The sequence below is a fragment of the Pseudomonas sp. QTF5 genome, from assembly GCF_000512695.2.
Classification (GTDB): Bacteria; Pseudomonadota; Gammaproteobacteria; order Pseudomonadales; family Pseudomonadaceae; genus Aquipseudomonas.
Genome location: NZ_AZRW02000016.1, coordinates 43,324 through 59,053 on the forward strand (window position 1 = coordinate 43,324; position 15,730 = coordinate 59,053).

Genomic DNA, 15,730 nt, shown 5'->3' on the forward strand with positions numbered 1-15,730 from the left:
GGTAGGACGCCACTCTGGTTTACTACCCGATACTTGGCCTAGACTGACTTCTATCAGCTACGCCCCGCGTCCCGCTTCGTTTCTAAGGCCTTTTGCATGTCCGATCCTCGTTATCAGGTCGACGTCAGCGTCGCCACCCGCTATCTGGCAGAACAATCGCAACCCGAGCACAACCGCTTTGCCTTCGCCTACACCATCACCGTGCAAAACAATGGCTTGCTACCCGCCAAACTGCTTTCACGGCATTGGGTGATCACCGACGGTGACGGGCATGTCGAGGAGGTTCGCGGTGCGGGCGTCGTCGGCCAACAGCCGTTGATCGACGTGGGCAAGAGCCACACTTACAGCAGCGGCACTGTCATGACCTCCAAGGTCGGCACAATGCAAGGCACGTATGAAATGGTCGCTGACGACGGCAAACACTTCGATGCTGTCATCGCTCCGTTTCGTCTGGCGGTACCCGGAGCCCTGCACTGATGGCGACGTATGCCGTCGGCGACTTGCAAGGTTGCCTTGAACCGCTGCAATGCCTGCTCAAGCAAGTTGCCTTCGACCCTGCACAGGACCGCCTGTGGCTGGTGGGTGACCTCATCAACCGGGGCCCACAGTCGCTGGAAACCTTGCGCTTCCTCTTTAGCATCCGCGAATCGCTGATCTGTGTACTCGGCAATCATGACCTGCACTTGCTGGCCGTCGGGCAAAACATCGAACGCCTGAAGAAGGCCGACACGCTGCGCGAGATTCTTGAAGCACCCGATAGCGCGGAATTGCTGGAGTGGGTGCGACAACAAAAGCTCATGCACTACGACGAGCAGCGCGATATCGCCCTGGTCCATGCCGGCATCCCGCCTCAATGGTCGCTGCGCAAAGCCTTGAAGTGCGCCGCCGAAGTCGAAGAAGCCCTGCACGACGACAACCGCTTCGCGCCTTACCTTGACGGTATGTACGGCAACGAGCCGGTGAAATGGGACAGCGACCTCAAAGGCGCGGCCCGGCTGCGAGTCATCACCAACTATTTCACCCGGATGCGCTTCTGCACCAGTGACGGCAAACTCGACCTCAAGGGCAAGGAAGGCATCGACACCGCACCGCCGGGTTATGCGCCGTGGTTCACCCACAAGGAGCGCAAGACCAAAGGCCTGAAGATCATCTTCGGCCATTGGGCGGCGCTCGAAGGCCAGTGCAACGAGCCAGGTCTGTTTGCGCTCGACACCGGTTGCGTCTGGGGTGGCGCCATGACCCTGATGAATGTCGACACCTTTGAACGCCTGCAATGTAAATGCGACGCCCATGGCCACACTCGGCCGGCTGTCGCCGCCTCTATTCCCGAACAAACGTCAGCCAGCGCCCCGCGCTAGACTGCGCTTTCAGCCGAGCCACAGGAGCCCGCCATGAGCGAATTCAAACGTATCCCCCCAGAACAGGCCCAGGCCCTGCGCGAACAAGGCGCGGTGGTGGTCGATGTCCGCGATCCGGCAACTTTTGCTGCGCTGCACATCGCCGGTTCGAAGCATCTGGACAATCATTCTCTGCACGCTTTCATTCAGGGCGCTGACCTGGATGCGCCGACGGTAGTGGTCTGCTATCACGGCAATTCCAGTCAGGGCGCGGCTGCTTATCTGATCAGCCAGGGCTTCTCCGACGTCTACAGCATGGACGGCGGTTTTGAGCTGTGGCGTACGACCTATCCTTCGGAAACGGCGCAAGGCACTTCCGAATAATTTTTTTCAAGGCGCGCAAGGCCCGGCCCCCGTGGGTTCGCGCGCTGACTGACGAACGGCCTGCCACAACTAATTACTTATTGCGCCTTTACCTTCAAGATTCCGAACTATCCTTAAGCGCAGGCCATCCAAAACAGGGGAGAGCCGGTACACCGGCGCGCGGGTCATCGGGAGTAGCTTTCGGGGTTGATACCCTGAAGGTGTTCTGGGGGGTAAACAGCAACTGCATATTCAGTTGCTTGCCAGCATCGACTGACTGATCCGGCGTCGGCTCCACGTATCGAGCGAGGTGACGTCATGAGTATCTTTAGCCACTTCCAACAACGCTTCGAGTCCACGCGCCAGGAAGAACTCACTCTGCAAGAGTACCTGGAGCTGTGCAAAAAGGACCGCAGCGCCTACGCTTCCGCAGCTGAGCGTCTTTTGCTGGCCATCGGTGAACCGGAGCTGCTCGACACCTCGACCAACTCGAGGCTGTCGCGAATCTTTTCCAACAAGGTGATCCGCCGCTATCCGGCCTTTGAAGACTTCCACGGGATGGAAGAATGCATCGACCAGATTGTGTCGTATTTCCGCCATGCCGCTCAGGGTCTGGAAGAAAAGAAACAGATCCTCTACCTGCTTGGCCCTGTCGGTGGCGGTAAGTCGTCCCTGGCCGAAAAGCTCAAACAACTGATCGAGAAAGTGCCCTTCTATGCAATCAAGGGCTCGCCGGTTTTCGAGTCGCCTCTGGGTCTGTTCAACGCCACCGAAGATGGCGCGATCCTCGAAGAAGACTTCGGCATTCCCCGGCGCTATCTCAATACCATCATGTCGCCATGGGCCACCAAGCGCCTGGCCGAATTCGGCGGCGACATCAGCCAGTTCCGCGTAGTGAAACTCTATCCGTCGATCCTCAACCAGATCGCGGTCGCGAAAACCGAGCCGGGAGATGAAAACAACCAGGACATCTCGGCACTGGTGGGCAAGGTCGATATTCGAAAACTGGAAGAGTTTCCGCAGAACGACGCCGATGCCTACAGCTACTCGGGGGCACTGTGCCGGGCGAACCAGGGCCTGATGGAGTTCGTCGAAATGTTCAAGGCACCGATCAAGGTGCTGCACCCATTGCTGACGGCCACCCAGGAAGGCAACTACAACAGTACCGAAGGCCTGGGGGCGATTCCGTTTACCGGGATCCTGCTGGCCCACTCCAACGAATCGGAATGGCACACCTTCCGTAACAACAAGAACAACGAAGCCTTCATCGACCGGATCTATATCGTCAAAGTGCCGTACTGCCTGCGCGTCAGCGACGAAGTGAAGATCTACGACAAGCTCCTGTTCAACAGCTCGCTGGCCAAGGCCCATTGCGCGCCCGACACCCTGAAAATGCTCGCTCAGTTCACCGTGCTCTCGCGCCTCAAAGAGCCGGAAAACTCCAACATCTACTCCAAGATGCGCGTGTATGACGGCGAAAACCTCAAGGACACCGATCCGAAGGCCAAGTCGATCCAGGAATACCGCGACGCAGCGGGAGTCGACGAAGGCATGAACGGTCTGTCGACCCGCTTCGCCTTCAAGATTCTGTCGAAGGTCTTCAACTTCGATCCGCACGAAATCGCCGCCAACCCGGTGCATCTGCTCTACGTGCTGGAACAGCAGATCGAACAGGAACAATTCCAGGCCGAGACCCGGGAACGCTATCTGCGCTTCCTGAAAGAGTACCTGGCGCCGCGTTATATCGAATTCATCGGCAAGGAGATCCAGACTGCCTACCTCGAGTCTTACAGCGAGTACGGCCAGAACATCTTCGATCGCTACGTGCTGTACGCCGACTTCTGGATTCAGGATCAGGAATATCGCGATCCGGAAACCGGCGAGATCCTCAACCGCGTGGCCCTGAACGAAGAACTGGAGAAAATCGAAAAACCGGCGGGCATCAGCAATCCGAAGGATTTCCGCAACGAAATCGTCAACTTCGTACTGCGCGCCCGAGCCAACAACAACGGCAAGAACCCAACCTGGCTCAGCTACGAAAAACTGCGGGTGGTTATCGAGAAAAAAATGTTCTCCAACACCGAGGACCTGCTGCCGGTCATCAGCTTCAACGCCAAGGCCAGCAAAGAGGACCAGCAGAAGCACAACGACTTCGTCACACGGATGGTCGAGCGGGGCTACACCGACAAACAGGTACGACTGCTGTCCGAGTGGTACTTGCGGGTCAGAAAATCACAGTAACCCGCTGCCGGTCAGACCGGTTGTCGTTAGCCCGAGGCCTGTTTACGCTTTTTCTGTTACACAGGCCTCTGGAGGTGTCCGAAATGCGGTAGCGAGGTTCAGGCAGCATCAAAGCGCTTGGGGGGAGCGTGTACACCTCCCCGGCACTGGCCTTATGCTGCGTTAGCGCTCGCCCCTTTCAGGACAGCTTCTAAGGAGCAGTCATGAGCTATGTGATCGACCGACGTCTCAATGGCAAGAACAAGAGCACGGTAAACCGTCAGCGGTTTCTGCGGCGCTACCGTGATCACATCAAAAAGGCTGTCGAAGAGGCGGTCAGCCGGCGCTCCATTACCGATATGGAACACGGCGAGCAGATCAGCATTCCCGGCCGCGACATCGACGAGCCAGTGCTTCACCACGGTCGTGGCGGCAAACAAACCATCGTGCACCCCGGCAACAAAGAATTCACCAGCGGCGAGCACATTGCCCGTCCGCCCGGAGGTGGCGGCGGTAGAGGTCCCGGCAAAGCCGGTAACACGGGTGAAGGGATGGACGAGTTCGTCTTCCAGATTACCCAGGAGGAATTCCTTGAATTCATGTTCGAGGATCTTGAATTGCCAAACCTGGTCAAACGCCACCTGACCGGCACCGACACCTTCAAGACCGTACGCGCAGGCATCAGCAATGAGGGCAACCCGTCACGGATCAACATTATCCGCACGCTGCGTTCGGCCCATGCCCGGCGCATTGCCTTGTCTGGCAGCAGCCGGGCGAAATTGCGCGAAGTCAAAGAGGAACTACTGCGGCTTAAACGGGAGGAACCGGACAACTTCGGCGATATCCAGGAGCTCGAAGCAGAAATCGAGAAACTCAGCGCGCGCATTCACCGAGTGCCATTTCTCGACACCTTTGACCTCAAGTACAACCTGCTGATCAAGCAGCCGAACCCCAGCTCCAAAGCAGTGATGTTCTGCCTGATGGACGTGTCCGGCTCCATGACCCAGGCGACCAAGGACATCGCCAAACGCTTCTTCATCCTGCTGTACCTGTTTCTCAAGCGCAACTACGACAAAATCGACGTCGTGTTCATCCGCCACCACACCAGCGCCCGTGAAGTGGATGAGGAGGAATTTTTCTATTCTCGGGAAACCGGCGGTACCATCGTCTCCAGCGCCCTGAAACTGATGCAGGAGATCATGGCCGAGCGTTATCCGAGCAATGAATGGAACATCTATGCCGCACAGGCGTCCGACGGCGACAACTGGAACGACGATTCGCCGATCTGCCGCGACATCCTGATCAATCAGATCATGCCGTTCGTGCAGTACTACACTTATGTTGAGATTACCCCGCGCGAACATCAGGCCCTGTGGTTCGAGTACGAACGCATCGCCGAAGCCTTCTCTGACACTTTTGCCCAGCAACAACTGGTCTCGGCCGGGGATATCTACCCGGTCTTTCGTGAACTCTTCCAGCGCAGGTTAGTGACATGACCGCCAAAGAGCAGAAGCGCCAACCCATTTCCACCGGCTCCGAATGGACATTCGAGCTGATCCAGGCCTACGACCGCGAAATCAGTCGTCTCGCGGCCCGCTACGCGCTGGATACCTACCCCAACCAGATCGAAGTGATCACCGCCGAGCAGATGATGGATGCCTACGCCTCTGTCGGCATGCCCTTGGGTTATCACCATTGGTCCTATGGCAAACACTTCCTCAGCACCGAAAAATCCTACAGTCGTGGCCAGATGGGTCTGGCCTACGAGATTGTGATCAACTCGGACCCCTGCATAGCCTATCTCATGGAAGAAAACACCATCTGCATGCAGGCGCTGGTGGTGGCTCACGCGTGCTACGGCCATAACAGTTTTTTCAAAGGCAACTACCTGTTCCGCACCTGGACCGACGCCAGCTCGATCATCGATTACCTGGTGTTCGCCAAGCAGTACATCATGCAGTGCGAAGAACGCCACGGGATCGACGCGGTAGAGGACTTGCTCGATTCCTGCCATGCGCTGATGAATTACGGCGTCGACCGTTACAAACGCCCTTATCCGATTTCCGCCGAAGAAGAACGCCGTCGGCAGAAGGATCGGGAAGAGCATCTGCAAAAGCAGATCAACGATTTGTGGCGGACCATCCCAAAAGGCGCGGACAAGTACAGCGACAAGGACAACGCACGCTTCCCCGCCGAACCTCAGGAAAATATCCTGTACTTCATCGAAAAACACGCCCCGTTGCTGGAGCCTTGGCAGCGCGAAATCGTGCGGATCGTGCGCAAGATCGCCCAGTATTTTTATCCACAGCGCCAGACCCAGGTGATGAACGAAGGCTGGGCCACGTTCTGGCACTACACCTTGATGAACGACTTGTATGACGAAGGCCTGGTCACCGAAGGCTTCATGATGGAATTTCTGACTTCCCATACCAGCGTGGTCTTTCAACCCGGCTTCGACAGCCCCTACTACAACGGCATCAACCCATACACCCTGGGTTTTGCCATGTATCGCGATATCCGCCGGATATGCGAACACCCCACCGAAGAGGACTATCGCTGGTTTCCGGAAATCGCTGGCACCGACTGGCTGTCCAGCATCAAATTCGCCATGAGCAGCTTCAAGGACGAGAGTTTCATCCTGCAGTACCTGTCACCCAAGGTGATCCGCGACCTCAAGCTGTTCAGCATCCTCGATGACGATCAGAAGGACGATCTGCTGGTTCCAGCGATACACGACGAAGAAGGCTATCGAACCATTCGTGAAACCCTGGCGGCACAATACAACCTGGGCAATCGCGAACCCAACATACAGATCTACAGTATCGATCGGCGTGGCGACCGCTCCCTGACTTTGCGTCACCAGCAACACGACCGCAAACCGCTGGGCGACTCTACCGACGAAGTGCTCAAGCACCTGCACCGCCTCTGGGGCTTCGACATTCATCTGGAAACCCTGCAAGGAGATCAGGTAATGAAAACCCATCATGTTCCGCCCCGAAGCGAGCATGGCGAGGGGGACTACGGCCGGCTGGACTTGGCAGTCATTCATCTTTGATCCTGTTTTTCTGCCTCCGGAAGTTCGACGCAAAGGTTATTCTGTCGGGCTAACGGAGGTTTTTTATGCAGATTTATAAAGTCGGTGGAGCGGTCCGCGATCGCCTGCTGGGCAAACCTGTCACCGATATCGACTGGGTCGTTGTGGGCGCCACCACCGAAGAAATGCTCGCCAAGGGCTTTCGTCCGGTGGGCGCGGACTTCCCGGTGTTTCTTCACCCAAAAAGCGGTGAGGAATACGCCCTCGCCCGCACTGAACGCAAAAACGGGCGCGGCTACGGCGGCTTCATCTTTCACGCCAGCCCCGACGTCACGCTCGAAGAAGATCTGATTCGTCGCGACCTGACGATCAACGCCATGGCCGAAGACGATCACCAGAACCTGACCGACCCTTACCATGGTCAACGGGATCTCGAGGCGCGCCTTCTTCGTCACGTTTCCCCCGCGTTCGCCGAAGATCCTCTCCGTGTCTTGCGCGTTGCCCGCTTCGCCGCGCGTTACGCGGAACTGGGCTTCACCGTCGCCCCCGAGACATTGGAGCTGATGCGCCAACTCAGCGAATCAGGTGAATTGGAAGCGTTGACCGCGGAACGCAGCTGGAAAGAAATCGCCCGCGCGCTGATGGAGGAGCAGCCCCAGGTGTTCATCGCGGTGCTGCGCGAGTGCGGTGCTCTCAAGGTACTGATGCCGGAAGTCGACGCACTGTTCGGCGTACCGCAACCCGAAGCCCATCACCCGGAAATCGACACTGGCGTGCATACCCTGAGCGTGCTGGAGCAAGCGGCGCTGCACAAACAACCGCTGACCGTACGCTGGGCCTGCTTGCTGCATGACCTGGGCAAAGGATTGACGCCTGAGGAAGAATGGCCCCGCCACATCGCCCACGAGCACAATGGCCTGAAGCTGATCAAAGCGGTCAACGAGCGTTTCAAGGCACCGAAGGACTGTCAGGAACTGGCGCTGCTGGTAGGCGAGTATCACACCCATGGCCATCGTGCGCTGGAGCTGAAACCGTCGACCTTATTGGAGTTGCTGCAGAGTTTCGACGTCTATCGTCGACCCCAGCGCTTTGAGGAATTTATCGCGGCGTGCGAGATGGACGCTCGGGGGCGTAAAGGCCTGGAGCAGAGAAGTTATCCACAGGCGGATTATTTGCGGGGCGCGGCAACTGCGGCGCGAAGCGTTGCGGTTCAGCCATTGCTGGAGAAGGGCTTCAAGGGACCGGAGTTGGGCGAGGCGATCAAGCGCGAGCGGCTCAAGGCGTTGAAGGCTTACAAAGAGGCGGCGTCAGTTTGAAAGCATCGCGGGCAAGCCCGGCTCCCACAGGATTTTGCATAGAACCTGTGGGAGCGGGCTTGCCCGCGAAAGCGTCAGCACCGTCAAAGCAAATCGGAAGGGGTCAACTGCTGGCCCCGCCACTCAAACGCCACCGGCGCCAACACCTGATCGATTTGCGCCTCACTCCACAGAGTCGCAAAGCTCTTGCCTACGCCCGGATGCACTCTATCCGGCGCAATCAGCGACAACGGCCATAGCACGAAAGCATTTTTCAGAATCTCTGCCCTCGGCAAGATCAAGCCATCGAAGTTGCCCACCAGGTCGCCGAACAGCAGCACGTCGATATCCAGCGGCAAGCCCTTGCGGTCCGGCGCGTAACGGCCGTTATCCGCTTCGATGAATTTCAACCGTCGATCCAGTTCCATCAGCGGCAGATCGGTGAAGGCCGAGACCACAAAGTTGTAGAACGGCCCGCTTTTGATCCCCACTGGCTGGCTTTCGAATACCGCCGAGCAGCGCATATCCACCAGGAAACCCGCCAGGGCGTCCAGGCCTGCCTGCAAATGGGATTCGCGCTCGATATTGCTACCAAGCCCGAGATACACCTGAGTCAGCGACATCCGCGCTCGATCTCCACGCCCACACCACCCGTGGCAGCCGGGATGGCACCTGGTTTGGTCAGTTTGAGGCGCATCCAGGTGATCTTGAATTCGCTCATCAGCACTTCTGCCAGACGCTCGGCAAAGGTCTCGACCAGTTGGAACTGCGCCTGCTCGGCAAACGCCTGGATGCGCGACGAAACGCTCGCGTAGTCGAGCGCCAGGGTCAGGTCATCACCGGCGGCGGCCGGACGATTGTCCCAGGCGAAGCTCAGATCAAGTCGCAGACACTGTCGGATGCCTCGTTCCCAGTCGTAGGCACCAATCACAGTGTCGACTTCCAGGCCCTCGATAAACACTCTGTCCAAGCACTTCTCTCCACTGCACGACAAGGGCGCAATGCGCCGTTAGAATCAGGGCGTCCTCGCCCGGAATAGTTAGCATGTTTTGGTTACTGGCGATCCTCGCCTACCTGCTCGGCTCTCTGTCCTTCGCCATTTTGCTCAGCCGCCTGACCGGTAACCCCGATCCGCGAATGAGTGGCTCGGGCAATGCCGGTGCCACCAACATGTTGCGTCTGGCCGGCAAGAAACTCGCCATCCTGACCCTGGTCGGCGACCTCTGCAAAGGGCTACTGCCCGTACTGATCGCCGGCGTTGCGGGCCTTTCGCTGCAAGAACAGGCCTGGATCGGCGTCTCTGCCGTTATCGGCCATCTATTCCCACTGTACTTTCGCTTTCGCGGTGGCAAAGGTGTCGCCACTGCGGCTGGCATGCTGCTGGGGCTCTATCCGCCCGCCGCGCTGCTGGCGGTTTGCGCCTGGCTGCTGACGTTCTACCTGACCCGCACCAGCTCACTCGCCGCCCTGATTGCCACACCACTGACCCTGCCATTGTTTGCCTGGCAGGAACCGGCGGCATTGCTGCCCATGAGCGCACTCACAGGCCTGATCGTCTGGCGTCATCGCGGCAATCTACGCGACCTGTTTGCCGGGCGCGAACGGCATTTTTAAATACCGCACGTGAGCACCGCTCATCACAGCGCCGACAATTGCTCCATCGGCCAGCGCGCCTGCACGCTGATCGCCAGGCTTTCATGCTGACCGGCCTGCAAGCGCTGGCAGCCGGCAAACGCAATCATCGCGCCATTATCGGTGCAGAACTCTGGACGGGCATAAAACACATCGCCCTTCATGTCGCCGAGCATTTTCTCCAGAGAAGCCCGCAGCGCTTTATTGGCGCTGACGCCCCCTGCGATCACCAAACGCTTGAGACCCGCCTGTTTCAGGGCACGCTTGCACTTGATGGTCAAAGTCTCCACCACGGCCTGCTGGAACGCCAGCGAGATGTCGCAACGGGCTTGCTCGCTGTCGTCCCCGGCGTTGACGCTCTGCTGCCAGGTGTTCAGAGCAAAGGTTTTCAGGCCGCTGAAGCTGAAAGCCAAGCCTGGACGATCACACATCGGACGCGGAAAAGTGAAACGTCCTGCAACGCCCTGCTCCGCCAGACGCGCGATCTCCGGGCCGCCCGGATAATTGAGCCCCATCATTTTCGCGGTTTTATCGAAAGCTTCGCCGGCAGCATCGTCGAGGGTCTCGCCCAAGAGCGTGTATTGACCGATCCCGTCGACCTGAACCAGCTGCGTATGACCGCCTGACACCAACAAAGCGACGAACGGGAACTCCGGAGGTTGCGACTCCAGCATCGGCGCCAGCAAGTGACCTTCCATGTGGTGCACGCCCAAGGCCGGAATGCCCCAGGCAAAGGCCAGCGCCTGGGCGCAGGAAGCCCCCACCAGCAAGGCTCCGACCAGGCCAGGACCCGCGGTATAAGCGATGGCGTCGATCTCGGTCGGCACACAGCCAGCCTCGGCCAGGACCTGACGAATCAAGGGCAGCATGCGTTTGACGTGATCGCGCGAAGCCAGCTCCGGCACCACGCCGCCATAGGCACGATGCAGATCGATCTGACTGAACAGCGCGTCGGCCAACAACCCGCGTTCACTGTCGTAAAGTGCGACACCGGTTTCGTCGCAAGAGGTTTCTAATCCCAGTACTAGCATGGGTTTGCGCCTTGTAGAGGCTGAATTCGAAGGCGCGCATAATAGTCGTCGCGTGATGCCCCGACCAGCGGTTTTCGATCAGAGGCTTTGCATTCCGAGCGATGAGGGGTTAACATCCGCAACCCTTAAAAACCGACGTCTTCAAGTGCTCTTTTGCCGCGAGGATGTTGACCCCGGTAATGAATGAAGGTAGCTCTGGATGCCAGCCGTCAAAGTAAAAGAGAACGAACCCTTCGACGTAGCTCTGCGTCGTTTCAAGCGCTCCTGCGAAAAAGCCGGTGTACTGGCTGAAGTTCGTAGCCGCGAATTTTACGAGAAGCCAACTTCTGAGCGTAAGCGTAAAGCAGCAGCCGCTGTTAAGCGTCACGCCAAGAAAGTTCAGCGCGAACAGCGCCGCGCCGTTCGTCTGTACTAATACACAGACGATCGTAGCAAGCTTCTGCCAAGCCCGGCCCTCAGCCGGGCTAATGGCATTTGCGGACATCGCTTGATGCTTCACCGTCAAAGCCGCAGACGCGACCGAGACAAATCTGCTTCACAACGTCAGACCTGGCTCTTTTGCCAGCGGTGCACGTCTTTTCTGACGAGCCTTCCAAGGCTACTGACGAGCACACCCACTGATTCCTCTCACGACGATCAGCCCAAGGCACCTTCTTGCGTGCCCGCTTATGAGCTATCCGAGGCCAATGACTGGCTGTTGTCGGATTCAGCGAAACACTTTCAAATAGTCGAATACTGACTGGTACTAATGTCAGTGGATTTTCGGCAGATACACTTCCCGACAGCGATACGCAGACGACACCGGTCGAGCCGCACACCCTGCGCGCCTCAAACAACGACACGCGTTCGGCCGCCCTTCGTTTTGGGTCCATTTCAGCGCAGATGACGAGAACGCCATGGCCGGGCTAATTCCCCAGAGCTTCATTGACGACCTTCTGAACCGCACCGACATCGTCGACGTGGTCAGCTCGCGCCTGCAAATGAAAAAAGCCGGCAAGAACTACACGGCCTGCTGCCCGTTTCACAAAGAAAAAACCCCCTCCTTCAGCGTCAGCCCCGACAAACAGTTCTATTACTGCTTCGGCTGCGGCGCTGGCGGTAACGCCCTCGGCTTCATGATGGACCATGACAACCTGGATTTCGTCCAGGCTGTCGAAGAACTGGCCAAAGCCGCCGGCATGGAAATTCCCCGCGAAGAAAGTGGCCGACCGCACAAACCGCGGCAACCCACCGATTCGCCGCTGTATCCGCTGCTCACCGCCGCCGCCGATTTTTATCGTCAAGCCCTGAAAAGCCATCCGTCGCGCAAAGCCGCCGTGGATTACTTGAAGGGTCGCGGACTAACGGGGGAAATCGCCCGGGACTTCGGGCTCGGGTTTGCCCCGCCCGGCTGGGACAACCTGTTCAAACACCTGAGCAGCGACACCCTGCAGCAAAAAGCCATGATCGATGCCGGCCTGCTGATCGAGAACGCCGAAACCGGCAAGCGCTATGACCGCTTCCGCGATCGCGTGATGTTCCCGATCCGCGACAGTCGCGGGCGCATCATCGCCTTCGGTGGCCGGGTACTGGGCGACGATAAGCCGAAATACCTGAACTCACCGGAAACCCCGGTTTTCCATAAAGGCCAGGAACTCTACGGCCTTTATGAAGCACGCAAAAACAACCGCAACCTCGACGAAATCATCGTCGTCGAAGGCTATATGGACGTTATCGCCCTCGCCCAGCAAGGCCTGCGCAATGCCGTCGCAACCTTGGGCACCGCCACCAGCGAAGAGCACATGAAGCGCCTGTTTCGCGTCGTGCCCAGCGTGCTGTTCTGCTTTGATGGCGACCAGGCGGGCCGAAATGCCGCCTGGCGAGCACTGGAGGCAACCCTGCCATGCCTGCAGGACGGGCGTCGGGCGCGCTTTCTGTTTCTGCCCGAGGGTGAGGACCCGGACACCCTGGTCCGTTCCGAGGGCACTGACGCCTTCCGCGCGCGAATCAATCAGCACGCCCAGCCATTGGCCGATTACTTTTTTCAACAGTTGACCGAGGAATCGGACCCGCGCTCCCTCGAAGGCAAGGCCCACATGGCCACCCTCGCCGCACCGTTGATCGACAAAGTCCCGGGCGCCAACCTGCGCATCTTGATGCGCCAGCGCCTGAGCGAAATTACCGGGCTTAGCGGTGAAGCCGTGAGCCAACTGGTGCAAAGCGCGCCTCAGGAAGCGCCACCGGCTTACGATCCGGGCATCGATTACGACGCCATGCCCGATTACAGCGACTACCATCAGCCGCAGGCACAAGAGATGTACGTGCCGCAGCAGGAATGGACGCCGAAAAAGCCTGGGGCAGGCGGCAAGAAATGGGACAAGAAACCGTGGGACAAAAACGGCAAGTGTGGCGGCGATCGCGATCAACCGCGCGCGCCACGGGTACCGGCCGCTGTAGAGCCGCCCACCCTGGCAGCCTTGCGCACGCTACTGCATCACCCGCAACTGGCTGAGAAAGTCGAGGACGCCGGGCACTTCGCTGCCGAGGACCATACCAACACGCAACTGTTGGTCGCCCTGCTCGAAGCCGTACAGAAGAATCCCAAGCTAAACTCATTTCAACTGATTGCGCGCTGGCACGGCACCGAACAAGGCCGACTGCTCAAAGCGCTGGCAGAAAAGGAATGGCTGATTGATGGAGATAACCTTGAACAACAGTTTTTCGACACCATTACTAGCTTGTCAGCCCGCCAACGCGAGCGAAACCTGGAACAACTTCTTCGAAAAGCACGTCAAAGTGAATTGAGCACCGAAGAGAAAAATCAACTGCGCGACCTTTTAAGTCGCAATGTTTCCGCATCAAGCCCGACCTCAACTGGCGCGTGAGGTCATAGCTCAGGTATAATCCTCGGCTTGTTTTTTGCCCGCCAAGACCTTCAGTGGATAGGGTGTTATGTCCGGAAAAGCGCAACAGCAGTCTCGTATCAAAGAGTTGATCACACTTGGTCGTGAGCAGGGCTACCTGACTTACGCGGAGGTCAACGACCACCTGCCGGAGGATATTTCAGATCCGGAACAGGTGGAAGACATCATCCGCATGATCAATGACATGGGGATCAACGTATTCGAGGTTGCGCCAGATAAGGATTCCCTTATGCTGGCCGACGCCGATACCGACGAAGCCGCGGCCGAAGAGGCAGCAGCAGCGTTGGCAGCGGTCGAGACCGACATTGGTCGCACCACCGACCCAGTGCGCATGTACATGCGTGAAATGGGTACGGTAGAGCTCCTCACACGTGAAGGCGAAATCGAAATCGCCAAACGTATTGAAGAGGGCATCCGCGAAGTGATGGGCGCAATTGCGCACTTCCCTGGCACGGTTGACCATATTCTCTCCGAATACACTCGCGTCACCACCGAAGGTGGCCGCCTGTCCGACGTCCTGAGCGGTTACATCGACCCGGACGACGGCATTGCGCCGCCTGCAGCCGAAGTGCCACCGCCTGTCGACCCGAAAGCCGCTCCAGCTGCCGACGACACCGACGACGATGACGCCGAAGCAAGTGATGACGAAGAAGAAGCCGAAAGCGGTCCGGATCCGATTATCGCCGCGCAGCGTTTTGGCGCTGTCGCCGATCAGATGGAAATCACCCGCAAGGCCCTGAAAAAGCACGGTCGTGGCAACAAGCTGGCAATCGCCGAGCTGATCGCCCTGGCTGAGCTGTTCATGCCGATCAAACTGGTGCCGAAGCAATTCGAAGGCCTGGTCGAGCGTGTTCGCAGTGCCCTGGATCGTCTGCGTCAGCAAGAGCGCGCGATCATGCAATTGTGCGTTCGCGATGCCCGTATGCCGCGTGCCGACTTCCTGCGCCAGTTCCCGGGCAACGAAGTCGACGAAAGCTGGGCCGACGCACTGGCCAAAGGCAAAAGCAAATACGCTGAAGCCATTGGTCGCCTGCAACCGGACATCATTCGTTGCCAGCAGAAGCTGACCGCGCTGGAAACCGAAACCGGTTTGACGATCGCCGAGATCAAGGACATCAACCGTCGCATGTCGATCGGTGAGGCCAAGGCCCGCCGCGCGAAGAAAGAGATGGTCGAAGCGAACTTGCGTCTGGTGATCTCCATCGCCAAGAAGTACACCAACCGTGGTCTGCAGTTCCTCGATCTGATCCAGGAAGGCAACATCGGTCTGATGAAAGCGGTAGACAAGTTCGAATACCGCCGCGGCTACAAATTCTCGACTTATGCCACCTGGTGGATCCGTCAGGCGATCACTCGCTCGATCGCCGACCAGGCCCGCACCATCCGTATTCCGGTGCACATGATCGAGACGATCAACAAGCTCAACCGTATTTCCCGGCAGATGTTGCAGGAAATGGGTCGCGAACCGACACCGGAAGAGCTGGGCGAACGCATGGAAATGCCTGAGGACAAGATCCGCAAGGTATTGAAGATCGCTAAAGAGCCGATCTCCATGGAAACCCCGATCGGTGATGACGAAGACTCCCATCTGGGTGACTTCATCGAAGACTCGACCATGCAGTCGCCAATCGATGTCGCCACTGTTGAGAGCCTTAAAGAAGCGACTCGCGAAGTCCTGTCCGGCCTCACTGCCCGTGAAGCCAAGGTTCTGCGCATGCGCTTCGGTATCGACATGAATACCGACCACACCCTCGAGGAGGTTGGTAAGCAGTTCGACGTGACCCGTGAACGGATTCGTCAGATCGAAGCCAAGGCGCTGCGCAAGCTGCGCCACCCGACGAGAAGCGAGCATTTGCGCTCCTTCCTCGACGAGTGATCACAGAACCCCCGGCCCAGGCCGGGGGTTTTGCTTTAT

14 protein-coding genes are annotated in these 15,730 nt (G+C 58.3%); 11 read left to right on the forward strand and 3 right to left on the reverse strand.

Going from position 1 to position 15,730, the window contains the following annotated elements:
• The first annotated feature begins 96 nt into the window (after positions 1-96).
• The 7 genes from apaG (at position 97) to IC37_RS14790 (ending at position 8,270) form a co-directional block, all read left to right on the forward strand.
• Complete coding sequence (gene apaG / locus IC37_RS14760) at positions 97-477, forward strand: Co2+/Mg2+ efflux protein ApaG (protein ID WP_030130004.1); 381 nt, start codon at positions 97-99, stop codon at positions 475-477.
• The gene (locus tag IC37_RS14765; RefSeq protein ID WP_030130003.1) at positions 477-1,358 is read left to right on the forward strand and encodes a symmetrical bis(5'-nucleosyl)-tetraphosphatase; all 882 of its coding nucleotides are present in this window, start codon (positions 477-479) and stop codon (positions 1,356-1,358) included. Before apaG ends, IC37_RS14765 begins: the two co-directional genes overlap by 1 nt.
• A gap of 33 nt (positions 1,359-1,391) precedes the next feature.
• Entirely contained in the window at positions 1,392-1,721 is a 330-nt protein-coding gene (gene glpE / locus IC37_RS14770) for a thiosulfate sulfurtransferase GlpE (protein ID WP_030130002.1), read from the forward strand.
• Between the two features lie 297 nt (positions 1,722-2,018).
• Complete coding sequence (locus tag IC37_RS14775; protein ID WP_030130001.1) at positions 2,019-3,941, forward strand: PrkA family serine protein kinase; 1,923 nt, start codon at positions 2,019-2,021, stop codon at positions 3,939-3,941.
• 203 nt (positions 3,942-4,144) lie between these two features.
• Entirely contained in the window at positions 4,145-5,416 is a 1,272-nt protein-coding gene (locus IC37_RS14780) for a YeaH/YhbH family protein (protein ID WP_007904257.1), read from the forward strand.
• Entirely contained in the window at positions 5,413-6,975 is a 1,563-nt protein-coding gene (locus IC37_RS14785) for a SpoVR family protein (protein WP_030130000.1), read from the forward strand. The genes IC37_RS14780 and IC37_RS14785 overlap by 4 nt, the downstream gene beginning before the upstream one ends.
• A gap of 65 nt (positions 6,976-7,040) precedes the next feature.
• On the forward strand, positions 7,041-8,270 hold the full coding sequence (locus tag IC37_RS14790) for a multifunctional CCA addition/repair protein (protein WP_030129999.1): 1,230 nt from the start codon (positions 7,041-7,043) through the stop codon (positions 8,268-8,270).
• Positions 8,271-8,353: 83 nt separating this feature from the next.
• Here the strand turns inward: IC37_RS14790 and folK are convergent, their stop codons facing one another.
• Both folK and folB read right to left on the reverse strand, forming a co-directional pair.
• On the reverse strand, positions 8,354-8,872 hold the full coding sequence (gene folK, locus IC37_RS14795; RefSeq protein WP_030129998.1) for a 2-amino-4-hydroxy-6-hydroxymethyldihydropteridine diphosphokinase: 519 nt from the start codon (positions 8,870-8,872) through the stop codon (positions 8,354-8,356).
• On the reverse strand, positions 8,863-9,219 hold the full coding sequence (gene folB, locus IC37_RS14800) for a dihydroneopterin aldolase (RefSeq protein ID WP_030129997.1): 357 nt from the start codon (positions 9,217-9,219) through the stop codon (positions 8,863-8,865). The genes folK and folB overlap by 10 nt, the downstream gene beginning before the upstream one ends.
• 74 nt (positions 9,220-9,293) lie before the next feature.
• Here folB and plsY point away from each other — a divergent pair, with 74 nt between their 5' ends.
• Positions 9,294-9,863, forward strand: a complete 570-nt coding sequence (plsY, locus tag IC37_RS14805; protein WP_030129996.1) for a glycerol-3-phosphate 1-O-acyltransferase PlsY — start codon at positions 9,294-9,296, stop codon at positions 9,861-9,863.
• A 23-nt stretch (positions 9,864-9,886) separates the two neighbouring features.
• Here the strand turns inward: plsY and tsaD are convergent, their stop codons facing one another.
• Positions 9,887-10,912, reverse strand: coding sequence for a tRNA (adenosine(37)-N6)-threonylcarbamoyltransferase complex transferase subunit TsaD (gene tsaD / locus IC37_RS14810; protein ID WP_030129995.1), 1,026 nt, complete (start codon positions 10,910-10,912; stop codon positions 9,887-9,889).
• A gap of 199 nt (positions 10,913-11,111) precedes the next feature.
• Between tsaD and rpsU the strand changes: the two genes are divergently transcribed.
• From rpsU to rpoD, 3 genes are all read left to right on the forward strand, one after another.
• A complete protein-coding gene (gene rpsU / locus IC37_RS14815; RefSeq protein ID WP_002551877.1) occupies positions 11,112-11,327 on the forward strand; it encodes a 30S ribosomal protein S21 in 216 nt (71 codons plus the stop codon).
• Between the two features lie 481 nt (positions 11,328-11,808).
• A complete protein-coding gene (gene dnaG, locus IC37_RS14820) occupies positions 11,809-13,776 on the forward strand; it encodes a DNA primase (RefSeq protein ID WP_030129993.1) in 1,968 nt (655 codons plus the stop codon).
• A 67-nt stretch (positions 13,777-13,843) separates the two neighbouring features.
• Positions 13,844-15,691 (forward strand): RNA polymerase sigma factor RpoD, encoded by a 1,848-nt coding sequence (rpoD, locus tag IC37_RS14825; protein WP_030129992.1) that lies wholly within the window; start codon positions 13,844-13,846, stop codon positions 15,689-15,691.
• Positions 15,692-15,730: the final 39 nt, after the last annotated feature.

Excerpts from the sequence above, each read along its gene's own strand:
- rpsU (WP_002551877.1), top strand. The coding sequence starts at position 11,112 with ATGCCAGCCGTCAAAGTAAAAGAGAACGAACCCTTCGACGTAGCTCTG.
- rpoD (WP_030129992.1), top strand. The coding sequence starts at position 13,844 with ATGTCCGGAAAAGCGCAACAGCAGTCTCGTATCAAAGAGTTGATCACA.
- IC37_RS14765 (WP_030130003.1), top strand. The coding sequence starts at position 477 with ATGGCGACGTATGCCGTCGGCGACTTGCAAGGTTGCCTTGAACCGCTG.
- tsaD (WP_030129995.1), bottom strand. The coding sequence starts at position 10,912 with ATGCTAGTACTGGGATTAGAAACCTCTTGCGACGAAACCGGTGTCGCA.
- glpE (WP_030130002.1), top strand. The coding sequence starts at position 1,392 with ATGAGCGAATTCAAACGTATCCCCCCAGAACAGGCCCAGGCCCTGCGC.
- dnaG (WP_030129993.1), top strand. The coding sequence starts at position 11,809 with ATGGCCGGGCTAATTCCCCAGAGCTTCATTGACGACCTTCTGAACCGC.
- IC37_RS14780 (WP_007904257.1), top strand. The coding sequence starts at position 4,145 with ATGAGCTATGTGATCGACCGACGTCTCAATGGCAAGAACAAGAGCACG.
- IC37_RS14775 (WP_030130001.1), top strand. The coding sequence starts at position 2,019 with ATGAGTATCTTTAGCCACTTCCAACAACGCTTCGAGTCCACGCGCCAG.
- apaG (WP_030130004.1), top strand. The coding sequence starts at position 97 with ATGTCCGATCCTCGTTATCAGGTCGACGTCAGCGTCGCCACCCGCTAT.
- plsY (WP_030129996.1), top strand. The coding sequence starts at position 9,294 with ATGTTTTGGTTACTGGCGATCCTCGCCTACCTGCTCGGCTCTCTGTCC.
- IC37_RS14790 (WP_030129999.1), top strand. The coding sequence starts at position 7,041 with ATGCAGATTTATAAAGTCGGTGGAGCGGTCCGCGATCGCCTGCTGGGC.
- folK (WP_030129998.1), bottom strand. The coding sequence starts at position 8,872 with ATGTCGCTGACTCAGGTGTATCTCGGGCTTGGTAGCAATATCGAGCGC.
- IC37_RS14785 (WP_030130000.1), top strand. The coding sequence starts at position 5,413 with ATGACCGCCAAAGAGCAGAAGCGCCAACCCATTTCCACCGGCTCCGAA.